Origin of the sequence: Rhodococcus sp. JVH1, from assembly GCF_000280725.2 — a bacterium.
GTDB lineage: Bacteria > Actinomycetota > Actinomycetes > Mycobacteriales > Mycobacteriaceae > Rhodococcus_F > Rhodococcus_F jostii_A.
The window spans coordinates 6,934,880-6,953,392 of sequence record NZ_CP166289.1 but is presented as its reverse complement, the minus strand read 5'-3'; the positions used below and the strand labels follow the sequence as shown (position 1 = coordinate 6,953,392).

The 18,513-nt window shown below is 68.7% G+C and carries 18 protein-coding genes; 10 read left to right on the top strand and 8 right to left on the bottom strand.

Annotated features, from left to right (window positions below):
• Position 1 precedes the first annotated feature (1 nt).
• Both JVH1_RS32515 and bioB read right to left on the bottom strand, forming a co-directional pair.
• Positions 2 to 310 (bottom strand): hypothetical protein, encoded by a 309-nt coding sequence (locus JVH1_RS32515; RefSeq protein ID WP_009473693.1) that lies wholly within the window; start codon positions 308 to 310, stop codon positions 2 to 4.
• Positions 307 to 1,320, bottom strand: coding sequence for a biotin synthase BioB (gene bioB / locus JVH1_RS32510; RefSeq protein ID WP_005260291.1), 1,014 nt, complete (start codon positions 1,318 to 1,320; stop codon positions 307 to 309). Before bioB ends, JVH1_RS32515 begins: the two co-directional genes overlap by 4 nt.
• 154 nt (positions 1,321 to 1,474) lie before the next feature.
• Between bioB and JVH1_RS32505 the strand changes: the two genes are divergently transcribed.
• The 4 genes from JVH1_RS32505 (at position 1,475) to JVH1_RS32490 (ending at position 4,779) form a co-directional block, all read left to right on the top strand.
• Positions 1,475 to 2,104 carry a TetR/AcrR family transcriptional regulator C-terminal domain-containing protein gene (locus JVH1_RS32505; RefSeq protein ID WP_005260290.1) on the top strand — a complete coding sequence of 210 codons (630 nt, stop codon included), beginning with the start codon at positions 1,475 to 1,477 and terminating at the stop codon, positions 2,102 to 2,104.
• Between the two features lie 76 nt (positions 2,105 to 2,180).
• Positions 2,181 to 3,314 (top strand): lipase family protein, encoded by a 1,134-nt coding sequence (locus JVH1_RS32500; protein ID WP_009473694.1) that lies wholly within the window; start codon positions 2,181 to 2,183, stop codon positions 3,312 to 3,314.
• Positions 3,315 to 3,373: 59 nt separating this feature from the next.
• A complete protein-coding gene (locus JVH1_RS32495; RefSeq protein ID WP_192817815.1) occupies positions 3,374 to 4,111 on the top strand; it encodes a FadR/GntR family transcriptional regulator in 738 nt (245 codons plus the stop codon).
• Positions 4,108 to 4,779, top strand: coding sequence for a sterol desaturase family protein (locus JVH1_RS32490; RefSeq protein WP_009473696.1), 672 nt, complete (start codon positions 4,108 to 4,110; stop codon positions 4,777 to 4,779). The genes JVH1_RS32495 and JVH1_RS32490 overlap by 4 nt, the downstream gene beginning before the upstream one ends.
• 61 nt (positions 4,780 to 4,840) lie before the next feature.
• Here the strand turns inward: JVH1_RS32490 and JVH1_RS32485 are convergent, their stop codons facing one another.
• The 4 genes from JVH1_RS32485 to JVH1_RS32470 are packed head-to-tail and all read right to left on the bottom strand — an operon-like array spanning position 4,841 to position 8,653.
• On the bottom strand, positions 4,841 to 5,590 hold the full coding sequence (locus JVH1_RS32485) for a succinate dehydrogenase/fumarate reductase iron-sulfur subunit (protein WP_009473697.1): 750 nt from the start codon (positions 5,588 to 5,590) through the stop codon (positions 4,841 to 4,843).
• A gap of 1 nt (position 5,591) precedes the next feature.
• The gene (locus JVH1_RS32480) at positions 5,592 to 7,526 is read right to left on the bottom strand and encodes a fumarate reductase/succinate dehydrogenase flavoprotein subunit (protein ID WP_009473698.1); all 1,935 of its coding nucleotides are present in this window, start codon (positions 7,524 to 7,526) and stop codon (positions 5,592 to 5,594) included.
• 21 nt (positions 7,527 to 7,547) lie between these two features.
• Positions 7,548 to 8,372, bottom strand: a complete 825-nt coding sequence (locus JVH1_RS32475; protein ID WP_009473699.1) for a hypothetical protein — start codon at positions 8,370 to 8,372, stop codon at positions 7,548 to 7,550.
• Positions 8,369 to 8,653 (bottom strand): hypothetical protein, encoded by a 285-nt coding sequence (locus JVH1_RS32470; RefSeq protein ID WP_009473700.1) that lies wholly within the window; start codon positions 8,651 to 8,653, stop codon positions 8,369 to 8,371. The genes JVH1_RS32475 and JVH1_RS32470 overlap by 4 nt, the downstream gene beginning before the upstream one ends.
• Positions 8,654 to 8,826: 173 nt before the next feature.
• Here JVH1_RS32470 and JVH1_RS32465 point away from each other — a divergent pair, with 173 nt between their 5' ends.
• Both JVH1_RS32465 and JVH1_RS32460 read left to right on the top strand, forming a co-directional pair.
• On the top strand, positions 8,827 to 9,213 hold the full coding sequence (locus tag JVH1_RS32465; protein WP_009473701.1) for a VOC family protein: 387 nt from the start codon (positions 8,827 to 8,829) through the stop codon (positions 9,211 to 9,213).
• A gap of 25 nt (positions 9,214 to 9,238) precedes the next feature.
• On the top strand, positions 9,239 to 9,613 hold the full coding sequence (locus JVH1_RS32460) for a VOC family protein (RefSeq protein WP_009473702.1): 375 nt from the start codon (positions 9,239 to 9,241) through the stop codon (positions 9,611 to 9,613).
• Between the two features lie 10 nt (positions 9,614 to 9,623).
• Here JVH1_RS32460 and bioD read toward each other — a convergent pair whose 3' ends face one another.
• Together bioD and JVH1_RS32450 are read right to left on the bottom strand one after the other, a co-directional pair.
• Positions 9,624 to 10,319, bottom strand: coding sequence for a dethiobiotin synthase (bioD, locus tag JVH1_RS32455; protein WP_009473703.1), 696 nt, complete (start codon positions 10,317 to 10,319; stop codon positions 9,624 to 9,626).
• A complete protein-coding gene (locus JVH1_RS32450) occupies positions 10,316 to 11,467 on the bottom strand; it encodes an 8-amino-7-oxononanoate synthase (RefSeq protein ID WP_009473704.1) in 1,152 nt (383 codons plus the stop codon). The genes bioD and JVH1_RS32450 overlap by 4 nt, the downstream gene beginning before the upstream one ends.
• Before the next feature lie 68 nt (positions 11,468 to 11,535).
• On the opposite strand from JVH1_RS32450, the gene JVH1_RS32445 reads away from it, so the two are divergent.
• From JVH1_RS32445 to JVH1_RS32430, 4 genes are read left to right on the top strand one after another with little or no spacing between them, the layout of a single operon-like run.
• A complete protein-coding gene (locus tag JVH1_RS32445) occupies positions 11,536 to 12,831 on the top strand; it encodes an adenosylmethionine--8-amino-7-oxononanoate transaminase (RefSeq protein WP_009473705.1) in 1,296 nt (431 codons plus the stop codon).
• Between the two features lie 51 nt (positions 12,832 to 12,882).
• Positions 12,883 to 15,144 carry a glycogen debranching protein GlgX gene (gene glgX / locus JVH1_RS32440; RefSeq protein ID WP_009473706.1) on the top strand — a complete coding sequence of 754 codons (2,262 nt, stop codon included), beginning with the start codon at positions 12,883 to 12,885 and terminating at the stop codon, positions 15,142 to 15,144.
• Positions 15,145 to 15,157: 13 nt separating this feature from the next.
• Positions 15,158 to 17,515, top strand: a complete 2,358-nt coding sequence (gene treY, locus JVH1_RS32435; RefSeq protein WP_009473707.1) for a malto-oligosyltrehalose synthase — start codon at positions 15,158 to 15,160, stop codon at positions 17,513 to 17,515.
• 54 nt (positions 17,516 to 17,569) lie between these two features.
• On the top strand, positions 17,570 to 18,511 hold the full coding sequence (locus tag JVH1_RS32430) for an NADP-dependent oxidoreductase (RefSeq protein ID WP_009473708.1): 942 nt from the start codon (positions 17,570 to 17,572) through the stop codon (positions 18,509 to 18,511).
• Positions 18,512 to 18,513 lie beyond the last annotated feature (2 nt).

Here is an 18,513-nt window from a genome sequence, read left to right as displayed (position 1 = left end):
GCTACCGCCGTCCGCCGCAGATCGAGTCGAACACACCGTGGCGGGAACATTTCGCCCACCAGCCGTCCGGGCTGATCTGCACCACCATCCGGCGGCCGCACGCCTCGCAGAAGCGGGGCGGCTCGAGACCCAACTGCGCGGCGGCGGGCACGGTGTCGTCCACACCGGCCACCACGCGGCGGCCGGTGTACGGGTTGTAGCGCTCCTCGAGGCCGTCGACCCGGCCTTCGGGGCGGTCGACCCGGCCTTCGGGGCCGTCGACCCGGCCTTCGGGGCGGTCGCCCATGGTCGCCTCTGCCATGATCGTCACAGGGTGTCGTTCAGGGCCTTGATCGGCATCTGCAGATCGACGAGCAGGTCGAGATCCTGTTCGGCCGGGCGGCCGAGGGTCGTGAGGTAGTTGCCGACGATGACGGCGTTGATGCCGCCGAGGATGCCCTGCTTGGCGCCGAGGTCGCCGAGCGTGATCTCGCGCCCGCCCGCGAAGCGGAGGATGGTGCGGGGCAGCGCGAGGCGGAACGCGGCGACCGACTTGAGGGCCTCGCTCGCAGGCAGGACCTCGAGGTCGCCGAACGGGGTTCCGGGCCGCGGGTTGAGGAAGTTCAGCGGCACCTCGTCGGGTTCGAGTTCGGCCAGGTTGGCCGCGAACTCGGCGCGCTGTTCGAGGCTCTCGCCCATGCCGAGGATGCCGCCGCAGCACACCTCCATGCCCGCCTCGCGCACCATGCGGAGCGTGTTCCAGCGCTCGTCCCACGTGTGGGTGGTGACGACGTTCGGGAAGTGGGACTTCGACGTCTCCAGGTTGTGGTTGTAGCGGTGCACACCCATCGCGGCGAGCTGGTCGACCTGCTCCTGGGTGAGCATGCCCAGCGAGCAGGCGATCTGGATGTCGACCTCGTTGCGGATCGCCTCGATGCCGGCAGCGACCTGGGCGAGCAGCCGCTCGTCGGGGCCGCGGACGGCGGCGACGATGCAGAACTCGCTGGCGCCGGACTTCGCGGTCTGCTTGGCGGCCTCCACGAGCGACGGGATGTCGAGCCACGCCGCGCGCACCGGCGACTGGAACAGGCCGGACTGCGAGCAGAAGTGGCAGTCCTCGGGGCAGCCGCCGGTCTTGAGGCTGATGATGCCCTCGACCTCGACCTCGGGACCGCACCACTTCATGCGCACGTCGTGCGCGAGGGCGAGCAGTTCCTCGAGCCGGTCGTCGGGAAGTTGCAGGACCTCGAGCACCTGACTCTCGTTCAGCGCGTCACCGCGCTCGAGAACCTGCTCACGCGCGAGGGCGAGGATGTCTGTCTGTACCGGGGCCGATGTCACACGTATCTCCTGGAAAACGGGCCGATCACGTGCCGTGAATCGACGGAACCGAAAAATTGAACACCGTACAAGTTGAACGGTGTTCACGTTAGATCCGTGGTGGAATACTGTCAAAGCCGGAGCGGGCTCTTCGACGAGATTGGGAGATCACACAGTGCAGTTGCGACGCGGCGACGTACTCGACGGCGCAATGGCCATCCTCGACGAGTTCGGCCTCGCCGACCTCACGATGCGCAGACTCGCGACGGCTCTCGGCGTGCAGCCGGGTGCCCTGTACTGGCATTTCCCCAACAAGCAGACCCTGCTCGGGGCGCTCGCCGACAAGATCCTCGAAGACGTCGACGCCCCGGTCACGGCCCCCGGCTGGGACGCGGAGTTCACCGAACTGGCCCACCGGCTCCGCACCGCGCTGCTCGCTCACCGCGACGGCGCCGAACTGGTTTCCGCCACGTACGCGTCGCGCATGACCAACTCCCGGGTCCGGGAAAGCTTCGCAGCAGTCGGCCTGCGGTCCGGACTGTCCCGCGAACACGCGGAACTGTCGTCGTACTCGCTGCTGTACTACGTCCTCGGCCACACGGTCGACGAGCAGTCGCGGGCGCAGATGGAGTCGGCAGGCGCCCTCACCCGGGCCGCCCTCTCCCCCGATGCGCCGCAGTCCCCGATCGCGGCGTACGACGAGGACCTCCTCGACGGCGATCCGGCGGTCCGGTTCGACTTCGGCCTGTCGCTGTTCGTCGACGGAATTCGCGCACGCTTGAAAGACTCCGCCCACCGCCCCTGAGCGCGCACAATTGGGTGACGCCGCGTCGGCCACTCCAGGACCGCGCGGCGCCTCCGACGGCCCAGGGACGGACGCGATGACGTCTTCGCTCGGCCGCCGCACCGGAACGGTTCTCGCGGCGGCACTCCTACTGTCGCTCCTCGGCGCGCCCACCCCGGCGGCGGCACAGACTGCGGGCGGCGATCCGGGTGCGGTCGTCGCCGCGACGCCGCTGGCACCGGACGCGCGGCCGCCGGGCGTCGCCGACGCCACGTACGTCACCTATTGGACGACGGGGCCGATGGACGAACCCGCACTCAGCACCGGTGCGGTTCTCCTGCCCCCCGGTGAGGCGCCGCCCGGCGGGTGGCCCGTCGTGTCCTGGGCCCACGGGACGGTCGGCATCGCCGACAAGTGTGCGCCGACGGTGACGGGAAAGCTCGTCGGACCGTATGTCCAGCACTGGCTCGACGAGGGTTACGCCGTCGTCGCAACGGATTACGTCGGCCTCGGCACACCCGGTGTGCACCCGTACCTGGACGGCCCGACGGAGGCGCACAGCGTGATCGACATGGTGCGCGCGGCGCGGACCGTCACGCCGTCCCTGTCCGATCGGTGGGTCGCCCTCGGTCAATCGCAAGGCGGCCATGCCGCCCTCGTCGCCGCGTCGATGGCAACCACGTACGCACCGGAACTCGACTTCCGCGGCACTGTCGCCACCGGCGCCCCGTCCAATCTGGAGAATCTCGCGCCACTCGTCGGCCCGGGTTTCCCGGAGGTGCCCCTCACCGGGAGCACGGTGTTCGTGGCGTACGCGCTCGCCGGATTGCGGGCGTCACGGCCCGACCTCGACGTCGACAGCTACCTCACACCGCTCGGCGTCGACGTCCTGAATCGCGTCGAATCGCTCTGCTACGAGGAGGCGGCCCCGCAACTCGACGGCATCTCGATCGGACAGTTGATGTCCCGTCCCCTCGACGACCCGGCGGTCCTGGCGGCGCTGCGCACCACTCTGGGTGTGCCCGTGCGGGGCTACGACCGGCCGCTGTTCATCGGGCAGGGACTGTTCGACGACGTCGTCCCCATTCCTCTTGCCTGGAAACTGACGGCGGACCTCGCCGCGAACGGGCAGCAGCAGTTCGTGTTCCGGACGTATCCGACCGGCCATCTCTACACCATGCCCGCGTCCCTGCCCGACACCAGTGTGTTCGTCCGAAGCCTCTTCGGCTAGCAAAATTCAGTGGTAAGACCACTTGACCTCTTACCTATTGCCGACCTACTGTCATGGTCATGATGTTCTCGCCGATCGCGCGGAAATCCGCCTCCACCGAAGTCTTCGACCAGATCACCGCGCGTGTGCTGGGCGGCGACCTCGCCGCCGGCGATGCCCTGCCGAGCGAACGACGACTCGCCGAAGCGTTCGGGGTGTCCCGGCCCGCGGTCCGAGAAGCGATCCAGAAGCTGGCCCAGGCCGGACTCGTCGAGGTCCGGCAGGGCGACGCCACCTCGGTCCGCGACTTCCGGCAGCACGGCGGGCCCGAACTGCTGTCCCAGCTGCTGGTCCGCGACGGCGTACCCGACTGGGCGGTGGTCCGCAGCGTTCTCGAGGCGCGGCGGATGATCGGTGTGCAGGTCGCCCGGCTCGCCGCGGGCCGGGCCACCGACGAGTCGGGTGCCGCTCTCCGCGACGCCGTGGATCATCTCGCCTCCGACAGCGACCCCGTCGCGCAGCAGGTCGGCGCCCTGGCCTTCTGGGAGCGCGTCGTCGACACGGCCGATTCCATCGCATTCCGGCTCATCTTCAACAGCCTCCGTAACGCTTACGAACCGACCATGACGGCGATGGCCGCCGTCATGGTCGCGGAAGTCGGCCGCACCGACCTGTACCACCAGCTGGCCGAGGCGATCTCCGCCCACGACGAAGTCGCCGCGGCACAGACCGCCACCACACTCCTCGACCTCGGCACGGCCGCCGTCACGTCCGTGATCGACGCACTGCACCAGAACGATTCGGAGAAGGACACATGACCACGAAACCTCCCGCAGATCGCCGCCAACGCAGGTCGATCACCCTCCGCGACGCCGCAGACCAGTTCCGTCGACACCCGTCCCCGTGGATGATCGGCGGCATGCTGGTCGCCGCGGTGGCCGCCCGCCTGATCGTCGGCGACTGGCAGCTGACCGATGCCGTGCTTCCGCTGGTGATGCTGGCCGTGTTCCCGTTCGCCGAATGGGTCATCCACGTCGGCATCCTGCACTGGAAACCCCGAAAGGTCCTGGGCCTGACCGTCGATTCGCTGCTCGCCCGGAAGCATCGCGAGCATCACGTCGACCCCCGGGACGTACCGCTGGTCTTCATCCCGTGGCAGACGCTGACGTGGCTGATTCCGGTTCTCGTGGCCATCTCGCTGCTCGCGTTCCCGCGCACCGGACTCGGACTGACGTTCCTGGTGGTGCTGAGCATTCTGGGCGTCCTCTACGAATGGACGCACTACCTCATCCACAGCGACTACAAGCCGAACTCCCGCCTGTACCGTGCGATCTGGCGCAACCACCGCCATCACCACTACAAGAACGAGCACTACTGGTTCACCGTCACCACGTCGGGAACCGCCGACCGGATCCTGGGCACCGACCCGGACCCCGAATCGGTCGAGAAGTCGCCCACCGCCCGCAACCTCCACGCCGTGCGCTGACGCACCCGTGAGTACTTCTCAACCGCCCGCGGTTAACAAGTACTCACGGGTGCCGGAGGCGCTAACCGCGGCGAAAAAGCTTGTTGCCCAACCAGACGATGGGGTCGTACCGGCGGTCGACCACCCGCTCCTTCATCGGGATGATGGCGTTGTCGGTGATCTTTATCCCCTCGGGGCACACCTCGGTGCAGCACTTGGTGATGTTGCAGAGCCCGAGACCGAACTCTTCCTGCGCCGCGTCACGACGGTCGGCCGTGTCGAGTGGATGCATCTCCAGTTCGGCGACGCGGATGAAGAAGCGGGGGCCGGAGAACGCCGGCTTGTTGTCGTCGTGGTCACGGATCACGTGACAGGTGTTCTGGCAGAGGAAGCACTCGATGCACTTGCGGAATTCCTGCGACCGCTCGACGTCGATCTGCTGCATCCGGTACTCACCCGGTCCGAGCCCCGGCGGCGGGGTGAACGACGGGATCTCCCGCGCCTTCGCATAGTTGAACGACACGTCGGTGACGAGATCCCGGATGACCGGGAACGCACGCAACGGCGTGACCGTCACCACCTCGTCTTCCGTGAACGTCGACATCCGTGTCATGCACAGCAGCCGTGGCTGGCCGTTGATCTCGGCGGAACACGAACCGCACTTGCCCGCCTTGCAGTTCCATCGCACCGCCAGGTCCGGCGTCTGCGTCGCCTGCAACCGGTGGATGATGTCGAGCACCACCTCACCTTCGTTGACGGGGATGGAGTAGTCCTGGAGCGCGCCGCCGTCGGCGTCGCCGCGCCAGACCCGGAACCGCGCGTCGTAACCCATCTCAGGCCTTCCTTCCCGGGTGTTCCGCGAGTTCGGCGTCGGTGTAGTACTTCGCCAGTTCGTCGATGTCGAAGAGCTCCAACAGCTCTGCGCGCATCGGGAGCTGGGGTTCGCGGGTGACGGTGACGTCCGGCACCACCGAATCGGGATGCGCGGACATGTCGCCGACCACGCTGCACACCAGCAGGGTGTTGCGCCACTCCGCCTCCATGCTCGGGTGGTCGTCTCGGGTGTGCCCGCCGCGACTTTCCGTGCGCAGCAGCGCCGCCTGGGCCACGCATTCGCTGACCAGCACCATGTTCCGCAGGTCGACGGCGAGGTGCCATCCCGGGTTGAACTGGCGGTGCCCCTCCACCTCCACGCCCCCGATGCGGCCCTTGATCTCCGTGAGCTTCTCCAGGGCACGGACGATCTCGTCTTCCTTCCGGATGATGCCGACGAGGTCGTTCATGGTCTGCTGCAACTCGGTGTGCAGCGTGTACGGGTTCTCGGTGGTGCCACCCTCCCCGACCGCGGGATCGAACGGCGACAACAACATCCGCGCAGCCGCATCGACGGCGTCCGCGGACACGACCGGCCGGTCCTGCAGCGACTTCACATACTCCGCCGCCCCCAGTCCGGCGCGGCGCCCGAACACCAGGAGGTCGGACAGCGAGTTGCCGCCGAGCCGGTTGGAACCGTGCATCCCACCCGAACACTCCCCCGCGGCGAACAGACCCGCGACGCTGGACGATCCGCTGTCGGGGTCGACTTCGATGCCCCCCATCACGTAGTGGCAGGTGGGCCCGACCTCCATCTGCTCCTTGGTGATGTCGACGTCGGCGAGTTCCTTGAACTGGTGGTACATCGAGGGCAGCCGCCGGACGATCTCGTCGGCGGGCATCCGTGAGGCGATGTCGAGGTACACGCCGCCGTGCGGGGTCTGCCGTCCGGCCTTGACCTCGGAGTTGATGGCCCGGGCCACCTCGTCGCGGGGCAGGAGATCCGGTGTGCGGCGGTTGTTGTCGGAATCCTTGTACCAGCCGTCGGCCTCTTCCTCGGTCTCCGCGTACTGGCCTTTGAAGACCGGCGGGATGTACGAGAACATGAACCGCTCGCCCTCGGAGTTCTTCAGGACCCCGCCGTCGCCGCGGACGCCTTCCGTCACGAGGATGCCCTTGACACTGGGCGGCCACACCATGCCGGTGGGGTGGAACTGCACGAACTCCATGTTGATGAGGTTGGCGCCCGCGCGCAGGGCGAGGGCGTGACCGTCGCCGGTGTACTCCCACGAATTCGACGTCACCTTGAACGACTTGCCGATCCCGCCGGTGGCCATCACGACGGCCGGTGCCTCGAACAGGACGAAACGTCCACTCTCGCGCCAGTATCCGAAGGCACCCGAGATCCGGTCGCCGTCCTTGGTCAGCTCGGAGATGGTGCATTCGGCGAAGATCTTGATCCGGGCCTCGTAGTCGCCGGTGGCGGCGAAATCTTCCTGCTGCAGCGACACGATCTTCTGCTGCATGGTGCGGATCAGTTCGAGTCCGGTGCGGTCACCGACGTGCGCGAGCCGCGGATACGTGTGACCGCCGAAGTTACGCTGGCTGATCCGGCCGTCGGGGGTCCGGTCGAACAGGGCCCCGTACGTCTCGAGTTCCCACACCCGGTCGGGAGCCTCGCGGGCGTGCAGTTCGGCCATTCGCCAGTTGTTGAGGAACTTGCCGCCGCGCATCGTGTCCTGGAAATGGGTCTGCCACGTGTCCTTCTCGTTGGCGTTTCCCATCGCGGCGGCGCAGCCACCCTCCGCCATGACCGTGTGCGCCTTGCCGAACAGCGACTTGCAGACGACGGCGACGGACAGGCCCTGTTCCCGGGCCTCGATGACCGCTCGCAGTCCGGCGCCGCCGGCACCGATGACCACGACGTCGTACTGGTGCCGTTCGACTTCCGTCATTCCACTCCCTCTTCGATGAAGTCAGTTGATGAGGCGCAGGTCGGAGATGGTGCCGCTGGCCACGAGCATCACGTAGAAGTCGGTGATGATCAGTGTGGCGAGGGTGGTCCAGGCGAGCTGCATGTGCCGGGTGTTCAGTGTGCTGACCCAGGTCCAGAGCCGGTACCGGATCGGGTGCTTGGAGAAGTGGGTGAGCCTGCCGCCCATGACGTGCCTGCAGGAATGGCAGGAGACGGTGTACGCCCAGAGCAGGATCACGTTGCAGACCATGACGAGTGTGCCGAGCCCGATTCCGAATCCGCCGTCGGCGCCGTGGAACGCGCGGATCGCGTCGTACGTGTTGATCAGCGAGACGACGACTGCGACGTAGAAGAAGTAGCGGTGTGCGTTCTGGACGATCAGCGGCAGGCGCGTCTCACCCGTGTAGGTGCTGTGGGGCTCCGCAACCGCGCACGCGGGCGGCGAGAACCACACCGACCGGTAGTAGGCCTTGCGGTAGTAGTAGCAGGTGAGCCGGAAGCCGAGCAGGAACGGCAGCACCAGGAACCCGAGCGGGATGATCATCGGCAACTCGCCGATGGGTGTCCCGAAGTCGCTCGAACCGGGCACACACGAATCGCTCAGGCACGGCGAGTAGAACGGCGTCAGGTAGTGATAGTCCTCGACGAAGTACGCGGTGCGGACCCACGAGCGGACCGATGCGTACACCACGAAGACGGACAGGCCGAGCACCGTCAGCAGCGGGGCCACCCACCACCGGTCGGTGCGGAGCGTGCGTTCCGCTATCCGGGCACGGGTCGGCGCCCCCACACCGGCACTTTCGGAATCCTTCGGCGGCGCGCTCATCCGCGCTCGTAGTGGAGCCCGCCCAGCCCCTCGTCATCGATACCGAGCCACATCGACGCGTCGTACGGGGTGTCTGACACCTTGATTCGCTCCACCGGTTCGCGGTGGACGACGTTCGGCGGCGAGGAGTCGAGTTCCCGCGCGTCTATCTCGAGCCGCTCCAGATCGTTGCTCAGCCGCCGCACGGATGCGGCGTCGCCGTACATCGATCGCAACGAACCGACAGCGCGCCGAAGGCGGTCGATGGTGCGATTCAGTTCGAGCATTTCGGAGGTCGACATGTGACCCCTCCCAACCCAGCCGGATGTAGCCGTGACATGAATCACACTACCGATATTCGGAGGGGACGGTGCCGCTTTCGGCACCTCGGAAACTCCGTTGCGATGAATTTCGCGGGGCGGCCGAGTCCATATCTGCAGGACCACCGACAAGGCACACCCACCGGGAGGACATCATGGCCGACGCCACGATCGGAAGCATCCTGCTCGCCAGCACTCACCCCGACCGACTACGGGACTGGTACACCGCCGCGTTCTCGCCGAAGGTCGAACGCACCCCCGGCGAACCGGGCTACGACGTCCTCGACTTCGACGGCTTCTACATCATGCTCGACCGGCGCGACGACGTCGGCGACACGAACCCCGAACCCGGCCGCATACTCCTCAACGTCGAGGTCGCCGACGCCCGCGCCGCAGCAGACCGGATCGACGAACTCGGCGCGACGTGGCTGTCCCCGCTCGAGGATCGTGACGGCAGCTGGTTCGGCACCGCCGTGGACCCCGACGGCAACTACGTCCAGATCATCCAGCTCAGCGCGCAGGCGCGGGCCGAGATGTCGTGACCGACAGCACGGAAAGAGAACAGACATGTTGAGCAATGCGCGAGCATTCAGCGGTTTCGCCGTCGACGACATCGCCGCGGCCAAGTCCTTCTACACCGACACCCTGGGCCTCGAGGTCACCGAAGAGGAGATGGGACTGCTGGGCCTGCATCTCCCGAAGGGGCCGGTGGTGCTGATCTATCCCAAGCCCGACCACACGCCGGCGACGTTCACGATCCTGAATTTCGCCGTGGACGACGTCGAGAAGGCCGTCGACGCACTCACCGAACGTGGGGTCCGGTTCCTGCGGTACGACGGTTTCGATCAGGACGACAAGGCAATCATGCGCGGCAACGGTCCCGACATCGCGTGGTTCACCGACCCCGCGGGCAACGTGCTGTCGGTGCTCGCCGACTCCTGACGGCCCCAGCTCAGAGCCGCGTGAGCGTCGACTTCAGCCAGGTGCTGTCGAACCACGTGGATGCGGCCGCGCCGAACGACGCGGAGGCGAGGCGTCCGCTGCCCGCGGGCACCGAGCCGACGACGTCGACTCCCGTCACGGCGGGCAGGTCGTCGAGATTGCACCGCTCGGCGAGCCCGGGCTCGTCCGGCCACGACCCGATCACCGTTCCGGCGCAGGCGAGACCGGCCGCCGACAGTGCCCGGATCGTGAGCTCGGTGTGGTTGAGCGTGCCGAGGCCTGCCGCGGCGACCACCACAGCCGGTGCGTCGAGGGCGCGCGCGAGATCGACGAGCGTGAAGCCCTCGGCGCCCAGCCGCACCAGCAGGCCGCCTGCACCCTCGACGAGCACCAGATCGTGCCCGTCATCGAGCGCACGGACCGTCTCGACGACGTCGGCGCACCGCAGCATCGGCAGGCCACTGCGCCGGGCCGCGGTGTCGGGGGCGAGTGGTTCGGGATAGCGGGCCAGCTCCACCACCGCCGTGACACCGGACAGTCTGGTCACCTCGGCCAGATCACCCGGCTCGCCCGGGGCGACGCCGGTCTGCGCGGGCTTGCACACCGCCACGGACAGGCCCGCCTCACGTGCAATCGCCGCCAGCGCCGCCGTGACCACCGTCTTGCCGACGTCCGTCGACGTGCCGGTGACCACCAGGATGCTCACGCCGACGCTCCCGCCAGGACGTCCGCCAGCACGGCTTCGATCCGCGACAGTTCGCCCTCATCGAGCGTCGCTCGGGCGGTGAGCCGCAGACGCGAGGTGCCTTCGGGCACCGACGGGGGCCGGAAGCAGCCGACGTGCAAGCCCTGTTCCCGGCAGGCGGCGGCCGCGTCGACGGCGCGTTGCGGGTCGCCGAGAATGACGGAGACGACGGCGGACTCGGGTGTCCCGGCGCCGGTGAACCGGGCGAGATCCCGCGCACGGTCCAGGACGGACTCCGCACGGTGGGGTTCACGCCGCAGAACGGCGAGCGCCGACCGTGCCGCACCGACGGCCGCGGGGGCGAGGCCGGTATCGAAGATGAACGTGCGCGCGGCGTCGACGAGATGCGCGCGCACCTTCTCCGACGCCAGCACCGCACCACCCTGGCTGGCCAGCGACTTCGACAGCGTGGCCGTGACGACGATGTCGGGTTCGCCCGCGAGACCCACCTCGTGCACGAGTCCGCGGCCCCCTGCGCCGCGGACTCCGACACCGTGCGCCTCGTCCACGACGAGGAACGCGCCGTGGTCGCGGCACACCCGGTGGAGGTCGACGAGGGGTGCGAGATCCCCGTCCGCGCTGAACACCGAGTCGGTGACGACCAGCGCCCGCTCCTCCGGCCGGGTGGCCAGTGCGCTGCGGACGAAGTCGAGATCGGAGTGCGGTGCGACGGCCACGCGGGCCCGGGACAGCCGGCACGCGTCGACCAGCGACGCGTGGCTGCCCGCGTCGGAGACGATCAGCGATCCGGCGCCGGACAGTGCGGTGACGGCACCGAGATTCGCCGTGTACCCGGACGAGAACACCAGCCCGGCCTCGGCGCCGACGAACTCGGCCAGTTCGGTTTCGAGGAGTTCGTGTTCGGTGGTCGATCCCGTGACCAGACGCGAGCCGGTGGCCCCCGCGCCCCAGCGGCGCAGCGCGGTCATCGCGCCGTGCAGCACCTCCGGGTGCCGTACGAGTCCGAGGTAGTCGTTGGACGCCAGATCGATCAGCGCGTTGCCGGGCGTGCGTGGACGCAACTCGCGGCGCAGTCCCGCGGCGCGCCGCTGGTCCTCGACGTCGTCGAGCCAGGTGGTGAAGGTGCGGTCGGTACTCACCCACGGCACGATACGCGACTTGAACGGTGTTCAACCCGGGTGGGCCCGGTTTTCTTCGAGTGGCTAGGGTCGAGACCGTGACCTCCCCGAGCCTGTCCGTCGACGACATCACGTCCCTCGATGCCTCGCTGCTCTGGCATCCGTACGGCGCCTTCCCCGCCTCGACCACCCCGCTCGTGGTGGCCGAGGCGAGCGGGACGCGCCTCACTCTCGCCGACGGACGCGAACTCGTCGACGGCATGAGTTCGTGGTGGGCCGCGGTCCACGGCTACCGGCATCCCGTCCTGGACGCGGCGGCGACGGCGCAGCTCGGGCGGATGAGTCACGTGATGTTCGGCGGGCTCACCCACGAACCGGCCGCGCGGCTCGCCCAGCTGCTCGTCGAGATCACCCCGGACGGACTCGACAAGGTGTTCCTCGCCGATTCCGGTTCGGTGTCCGTCGAGGTCGCCGTCAAGATGTGCCTGCAGTACTGGCGCAGTCGCGGCAGGCCGGAGCGGCACCGGCTGCTCACCTGGCGCGGCGGGTATCACGGCGACACGTTCGCCCCGATGAGCGTCTGCGACCCGGACGGCGGCATGCACTCCCTGTGGACGGACGTCCTGGCACGGCAGGTCTTCGCCGGACCCCCGCCCCGCGAATTCGACCCGCGGTACGTCGCGGAGTTCGAGCACCTGGTGGCCTCGCACACCGACGAACTGGCGGCCGTCATCGTCGAACCGGTGGTGCAGGGAGCCGGTGGCATGCGCTTCCACGACCCCCGGTACCTGTCGGAGCTGCGGCGGATCTGCGACGAGCACGGGCTCCTGCTGGTGTTCGACGAGATCGCGACCGGTTTCGGCCGCACCGGCGAACTGTTCGCCGCGGACCACGCCGGCGCCCGCCCCGACATCATGTGCGTCGGCAAGGCCCTCACCGGCGGGTATATGACCCTCGCCGCGACGCTCTGTTCCACCGACGTCGCCGAGACCATCAGCGCCGGGGACGCCGGCGGGCTGATGCACGGTCCCACGTTCATGGCCAACCCGCTCGCCTGCGCCGTCGCTGTGGCGTCGATCGAACTCCTGCTGTCGCGCGACTGGCGAGCCGAGGTCGAGGGTGTGCGCCGCGAGCTCGAATCGGGGCTCGCGCCGGCCCGGGAACTCCCCGGCGTCCGGGACGTCCGGGTGCTCGGCGCGATCGGTGTGATCGAACTCGCCGAACCCGTCGACATGCGGGCCGCCACCGACGCCGCGGTGGCCGCCGGGGTCTGGTTGCGACCGTTCCGGAACCTGATCTACGCGATGCCGCCGTACGTGTGCACCACCGGCGACGTGCGGAAGATCACAGCCGGAATGCTTGCTGCCGCACGGAGCTCCACCCCGGGCCGATAGCCCGATCACGTCGAGCTGAGAGCAACGCCGACGCGGGCTAGTGTTCTCGATATGGAAGCAAGCGAGTCGACCGGCACCACGCCCATTCCCGTGTGGCCCGGCAGCGCCTACCCACTGGGCGCCACCTACGACGGAGCCGGGACGAACTTCTCGTTGTTCTCCGAGGTCGCCGAGGCGGTCGATCTGTGCCTGATCGCGAAGGACGGCACGGAGACGCGGATTCGCCTCGACGAGGTCGACGGTTACGTGTGGCACGCGTACCTGCCGACCGTCGTTCCCGGTCAGCGGTACGGGTACCGGATCCACGGCCCCTGGGATCCCTCTGCCGGGCACCGCTGCGACCCCAGCAAGCTCCTCCTCGACCCCTACGGCAAGGCGTTCGACGGCGAGTTCGACGGAGACCGGTCCCTGTTCTCCTACGACATCGACGCGCCCGCCGAGGCCGCCCCCGACGAATCGGAGGACGCCGCCCTGCTCGTCGGCACGGACGACGACATCGAGGCAGAGGACGAGGCGGGGGCCGAGCTCGCGGCGGAACCCGAGGAGACCTCGGCGCCCGGACTGCCCGGACACGACTCGCTCGGCCACACGATGACGACGGTGGTGATCAACCCGTTCTTCGACTGGGCTGCCGACCGCGCACCGAAGCACCCGTACCACGACACCGTGATCTACGAGGCCCACGTCAAGGGCATGACGGCGACGCATCCCGGTGTGCCGGAAGAGCTCCGCGGCACGTATGCGGGCCTCGCGCATCCGGTGATCATCGACCACCTCGTCGACCTCGGGGTCACCGCGATCGAACTGATGCCGGTGCATCAGTTCATGCACGATCAGACGCTGCTGGACAAGGGGCTGCGGAACTACTGGGGTTACAACACGTTCGGCTTCCTCGCCCCGCACACCGGGTATTCGTCGGCGGAGAAGCCGGGCGCCGCGGTGTCGGAGTTCAAGGCGATGGTCCGCTCGTTCCACGAAGCGGGCATCGAGGTCATCCTCGACGTCGTCTACAACCACACCGCCGAGGGCAACCACCTCGGTCCGACCATCTCGTTCCGCGGCATCGACAACGCCGCCTACTACCGGCTCGTCGACGGCGACGCCGAGCACTACATGGACTACACCGGCACCGGGAACAGCCTCAACGCCCGGCACCCGCACACGCTGCAACTCATCATGGACTCGCTGCGGTACTGGGTCACCGAGATGCACGTCGACGGATTCCGGTTCGACCTCGCGTCCACGCTCGCCCGTGAACTGCACGACGTCGACCGGCTCTCCGCGTTCTTCGACCTCGTCCAGCAGGATCCGATCGTCAGCCAGGTCAAGCTCATCGCCGAACCGTGGGACATCGGCGAAGGCGGGTACCAGGTGGGCAACTTCCCGGGCCTGTGGACGGAGTGGAACGGCAAGTACCGGGACACGGTCCGCGACTACTGGCGCGGCGAACCCGCGACGCTCGGCGAGTTCGCGTCCCGGCTGACCGGGTCCTCCGACCTCTACGAGGCCACCGGGCGCCGCCCCGGCGCGAGCATCAACTTCGTCATCGCCCACGACGGGTTCACCCTGCACGACCTGGTGTCGTACAACGAGAAGCACAACGAGGCCAACGGCGAGGGCAACAACGACGGCGAGAGCCACAACCGGTCCTGGAACTGCGGTGTCGAGGGGCCGACGGACGATCCGGAGATCCTCGATCTGCGCGGGCGGCAGAGCCGCAACATCCTGGCCACCCTGCTGCTCAGCCAGGGGACGCCGATGCTGGCGCACGGCGACGAGATGGGCCGCACCCAGCAGGGCAACAACAACGTGTACTGCCAGGACTCGGAACTGTCGTGGATGGACTGGTCGCTGGCGGACGCCAACGCCGACCTGGTCGAGTTCACCAAACGGGTGATCGCCTTGCGGATGAAGAATCCGGTGTTCCGTCGCCGCCGGTTCTTCGAGGGCACCCCCATCCGCAGCGGTGACCAGACCCGCGACATCGCGTGGCTCACCCCGGCCGGTGAGGAGATGACCCCCGAGGACTGGGACAGCGGTTTCGGGAAGTCCCTCGCGGTCTTCCTCAACGGCGAGGGCATCCCCGAACCCAACCACCGCGGCGAGCGGGTGGTCGGCGACTCGTTCCTGCTGTGTTTCAACGCGCACGACGAGGAGATCGAGTTCTCCACGCCGAATTCCGATTATGCCGACGAATGGGCGGTCGTGCTCGACACCGCAGTCCCGACGGGGGCGAAGGAAGCGGTGATCAAGGCCGGGGATCCGCTGCAGGTCGAGGCCCGGTCGCTGGTCGTGCTGCGCCGGACAGCCTGAGCCGGGGACGACGATGTCGATCACGGCCACCTACCGGCTGCAACTGCGCGGTGACTGCTTCACCCTGGCGGACGCCGCCGCGGTCGCCGACTACCTGGACGACCTCGGGATCTCCCACGCCTATCTGTCGCCGATCCTGACGGCCACCACCGGATCGACCCACGGTTACGACGTCACCGACGTGACCCGCGTGTCCCCCGCGCTCGGCGGGCGGGAGGCGCTGGCCGCGCTGTCCCGGGAGGTGCGGGGCCGCGGCATGGGTCTCGTCGTCGACCTCGTCCCCAATCATGTGGGTGTCGCGAATCCGCGTGAGAACCCGTGGTGGTGGGATGTTCTCACGCACGGTCGCCGCTCCGAGTACGCCGAGTTCTTCGACATCGACTGGAGCGACGACAACGGCGCAGGCGGCCGGCTCGCGCTGCCCGTCCTCGGATCGGACGCCGATCTCGAGTCGCTGACCGTCGACCGCTCGGGACCCGAGCCTCTGCTCGCGTTCTACGAGCACCGGTTCCCGATCTCCCCCGGCACCGACACCGCCGAGCCGACGGCGGTGCACGACGCGCAGTCCTACCGCCTGGTCCCGTGGGACTCCGGGCTCATCGGGTACCGGCGATTCTTCGCGGTCAGCGAACTGGCCGGTATCCGTCAGGAAGACCCGCGCGTGTTCGAGGCCTCGCACCGCGAACTGCGGAGCTGGGTGACGGACGAGTTGATCGACGGCGTGCGAATCGACCATCCCGACGGGTTGTCCGATCCGGCCGAGTATCTCGACCGGCTGCGCGGCGTGATCGGCGCGGACCGGTGGCTGGTGATCGAGAAGATCCTCGGCCACACCGAACCATTGGACGACCACCTGCCGATCGCGGGCACCACCGGCTACGACGCGCTGGCCGAAGTCGGCGGCGTCTTCGTCGACGCGTCGGGAGCTCCCGCGCTCACCGCCCTGTCGTCGTCCCGCACGGGTGACCGGGGTGACGCGCCGTGGATTCACGAACACGAAACCGCGATCAAACGCGACGTCGCCGGAACCATTCTCGCCCCGGAGGTCCGGCGCCTCGTCCGGGCGATCCGCGCGGAGACCGGCACCGACTGCAGCGATGCGGACCTGCGTGACGCCGTCGTGGACGTCGTCGCCGCCATGCCCGTGTACCGGTCCGACTACAGTCCGCTGGCCGGGCTGGCGAAACGGGTGATCGGCGACGTCCTCCGGCGTGAACCGCACTGGTCCGACGCGCTGTCCGCCCTCGGCGCCGCCCTGATCGCCGGCGGTGAGGCGGCCACCCGCTTCCAGCAGGTGTGCGGCGCAGTGATGGCGAAGTCCGTGGAGGACTGCCTGTTCTACCGCACCGCCCGGCTGGTGTCGTTGCAGGAGGTCGGCGGCAATCCGGCGAACGTCGGCGTCTCCCCCGCCGAATTCCACCTGGCCGCAGCCGAGCGAGCCGCCCGGTGGCCGCAGGCGATGACGACGCTGTCGACGCACGACACCAAGCGTGGGGAGGACGTCCGGGCCCGGATCGGCATCCTGTCGCAGGTGCCGGACCTGTGGGCCGAATGTGTCGATCAATGGGAACGCATCGCACCCAGCCCGGATCCCGTGACCGGACTGTTCCTGTGGCAGAACCTGTTCGGGGTGTGGCCGGTCGACGGCCGGGCCGCGGCCGACGTGCCCGACTTCCGCGACCGCGTCCACGCGTACGCGGAGAAGGCGGTCCGCGAGGCCGGGACCCGGACGTCGTGGCACGACGTGAACGAGGACTTCGAGCGCGACCTCCACCACTGGCTGGACACGGTGATCGACGGCACCGTCGGCAAGGCGCTCGGCTCCCTGTGCACCCAGCTGGCCCCGCACGCCTGGTCGGACTCGCTCGGTCAGAAGCTGCTGCAGCTGTGCGGACCCGGGATCCCGGACGTGTACCAGGGAACCGAGCTGTGGGAGGACTCGCTCGTCGACCCGGACAATCGCCGTCCCGTGGACTACGACAGACGACGGAGCCTGCTCGCGGGACTCGGCACCCCTCCGGTCGATGCGACGGGCGCGGCGAAGATGCACATCGTCCGCACGGCTCTGCGCCTGCGCCGGGAACGTCCGGACAGCTTCGTCGGCGGGACCTACACGCCGGTGTTCGCGTCGGGGACCGCGGCGGAACATCTGATCGGCTTCGCCCGCGGACGGCAAGGGTCGGCGCCGGACGTCGTGGCACTGGCCACCCGCCACACCGTCGGTCTGGAGCAACGTGGCTGGGGCGACACCACCGTGCCCCTCCCCGACGGCACCTGGACCGACCTGCTCACCTCCCAGACGTACACCGGCGGCGGCGTCGACACCGCGACCCTGTTCGCCCGCTATCCCGTGGCGCTTCTGGCCCCGTGAGTACTTATTAACCGCCCGCGGTTGACAAGTACTCACAGGGGTACTGGCTCTTGTATGTCGCGACGTGTGGTTGCCCGGGCATACGGAGGGCCGGAGGTCCTCGCGGTCGTCGACGCGGATCCGGTGAGTCCCGCCCCCGGCGAGGTGGTGATCGACGTTCGCGCCATCGGGGTCAATCCGATCGACTACAAGCTCTACAGCGGCGCGTTCGGTGCCGACCCGGACGTCTTGCCCATGGGCCTGGGCAGCGAGGCCGCGGGCATCGTCGGCGAGGTGGGTGACACCGCGGCGGGACCGGTGGGCCCGATCTCGGTGGGCGACGAGGTGATCGTGTACCCGGTGTCCGAGTCGTACGCGGACCGACTTGTCGTGTCCGGTGATTCGGTGATCCCGAAACCGGCGTCGTTGCCGTGGAACGAGGCGGCCGGACTTCTCGCCGTGGGTGCCACCGCGGTCGATACCCTCGACACGGCGAACGTCGGCGCCGGCGACCTCCTGCTCGTGCACGGAGCGTCCGGCGGCGTGGGGTCGTTCGTCGTGCAGTTGGGGCGGGCCCGCGGTGCCACGATCATCGGTACCGCGCGCCCCGAGCACCACGACTACGTCCGCTCGCTCGGAGCCACCCCCGTGTCCTACGGCGCCGGCCTGGACGATCGGGTCCGCGTCCTGGCACCGGACGGGGTGGACGCCGTGATCGATACCGCGGGCAGTGACGAGGCGATCGACGTCTCCGTGGACCTGGTGCGGGACCGGTCGCGGTTGGTGACGACCGTTCCCGGACCCCGGCCGGTCGAAGCCGGTTTCCGGATCGTGGGCGCGCTGGGGCCGGAAGGGATGGAGCCGCGTAAACGGGCCCGCGTCTTCCTCGTCGACCTCGCGGGCAACGGCGACGTGCGGGTGCGCGTGGCACGCACGTACGCGCTGACAGAGGCGGCGCGCGCTCATGCAGATCTTCGGACGCCGCACGCGGCGGGCAAGTTCATCCTGCTGCCGTAGCC

Coding starts and splice junctions, on each gene's coding strand:
- JVH1_RS32470 (WP_009473700.1), bottom strand. CDS start 8,653: ATGTCGACCTCCGAAATGCTCGAACTGAATCGCACCATCGACCGCCTT.
- JVH1_RS32500 (WP_009473694.1), top strand. CDS start 2,181: ATGACGTCTTCGCTCGGCCGCCGCACCGGAACGGTTCTCGCGGCGGCA.
- JVH1_RS32495 (WP_192817815.1), top strand. CDS start 3,374: ATGATGTTCTCGCCGATCGCGCGGAAATCCGCCTCCACCGAAGTCTTC.
- JVH1_RS32460 (WP_009473702.1), top strand. CDS start 9,239: ATGTTGAGCAATGCGCGAGCATTCAGCGGTTTCGCCGTCGACGACATC.
- JVH1_RS32485 (WP_009473697.1), bottom strand. CDS start 5,590: ATGGGTTACGACGCGCGGTTCCGGGTCTGGCGCGGCGACGCCGACGGC.
- glgX (WP_009473706.1), top strand. CDS start 12,883: ATGGAAGCAAGCGAGTCGACCGGCACCACGCCCATTCCCGTGTGGCCC.
- JVH1_RS32480 (WP_009473698.1), bottom strand. CDS start 7,526: ATGACGGAAGTCGAACGGCACCAGTACGACGTCGTGGTCATCGGTGCC.
- treY (WP_009473707.1), top strand. CDS start 15,158: ATGTCGATCACGGCCACCTACCGGCTGCAACTGCGCGGTGACTGCTTC.
- JVH1_RS32490 (WP_009473696.1), top strand. CDS start 4,108: ATGACCACGAAACCTCCCGCAGATCGCCGCCAACGCAGGTCGATCACC.
- JVH1_RS32465 (WP_009473701.1), top strand. CDS start 8,827: ATGGCCGACGCCACGATCGGAAGCATCCTGCTCGCCAGCACTCACCCC.
- JVH1_RS32430 (WP_009473708.1), top strand. CDS start 17,570: ATGTCGCGACGTGTGGTTGCCCGGGCATACGGAGGGCCGGAGGTCCTC.
- JVH1_RS32475 (WP_009473699.1), bottom strand. CDS start 8,372: ATGAGCGCGCCGCCGAAGGATTCCGAAAGTGCCGGTGTGGGGGCGCCG.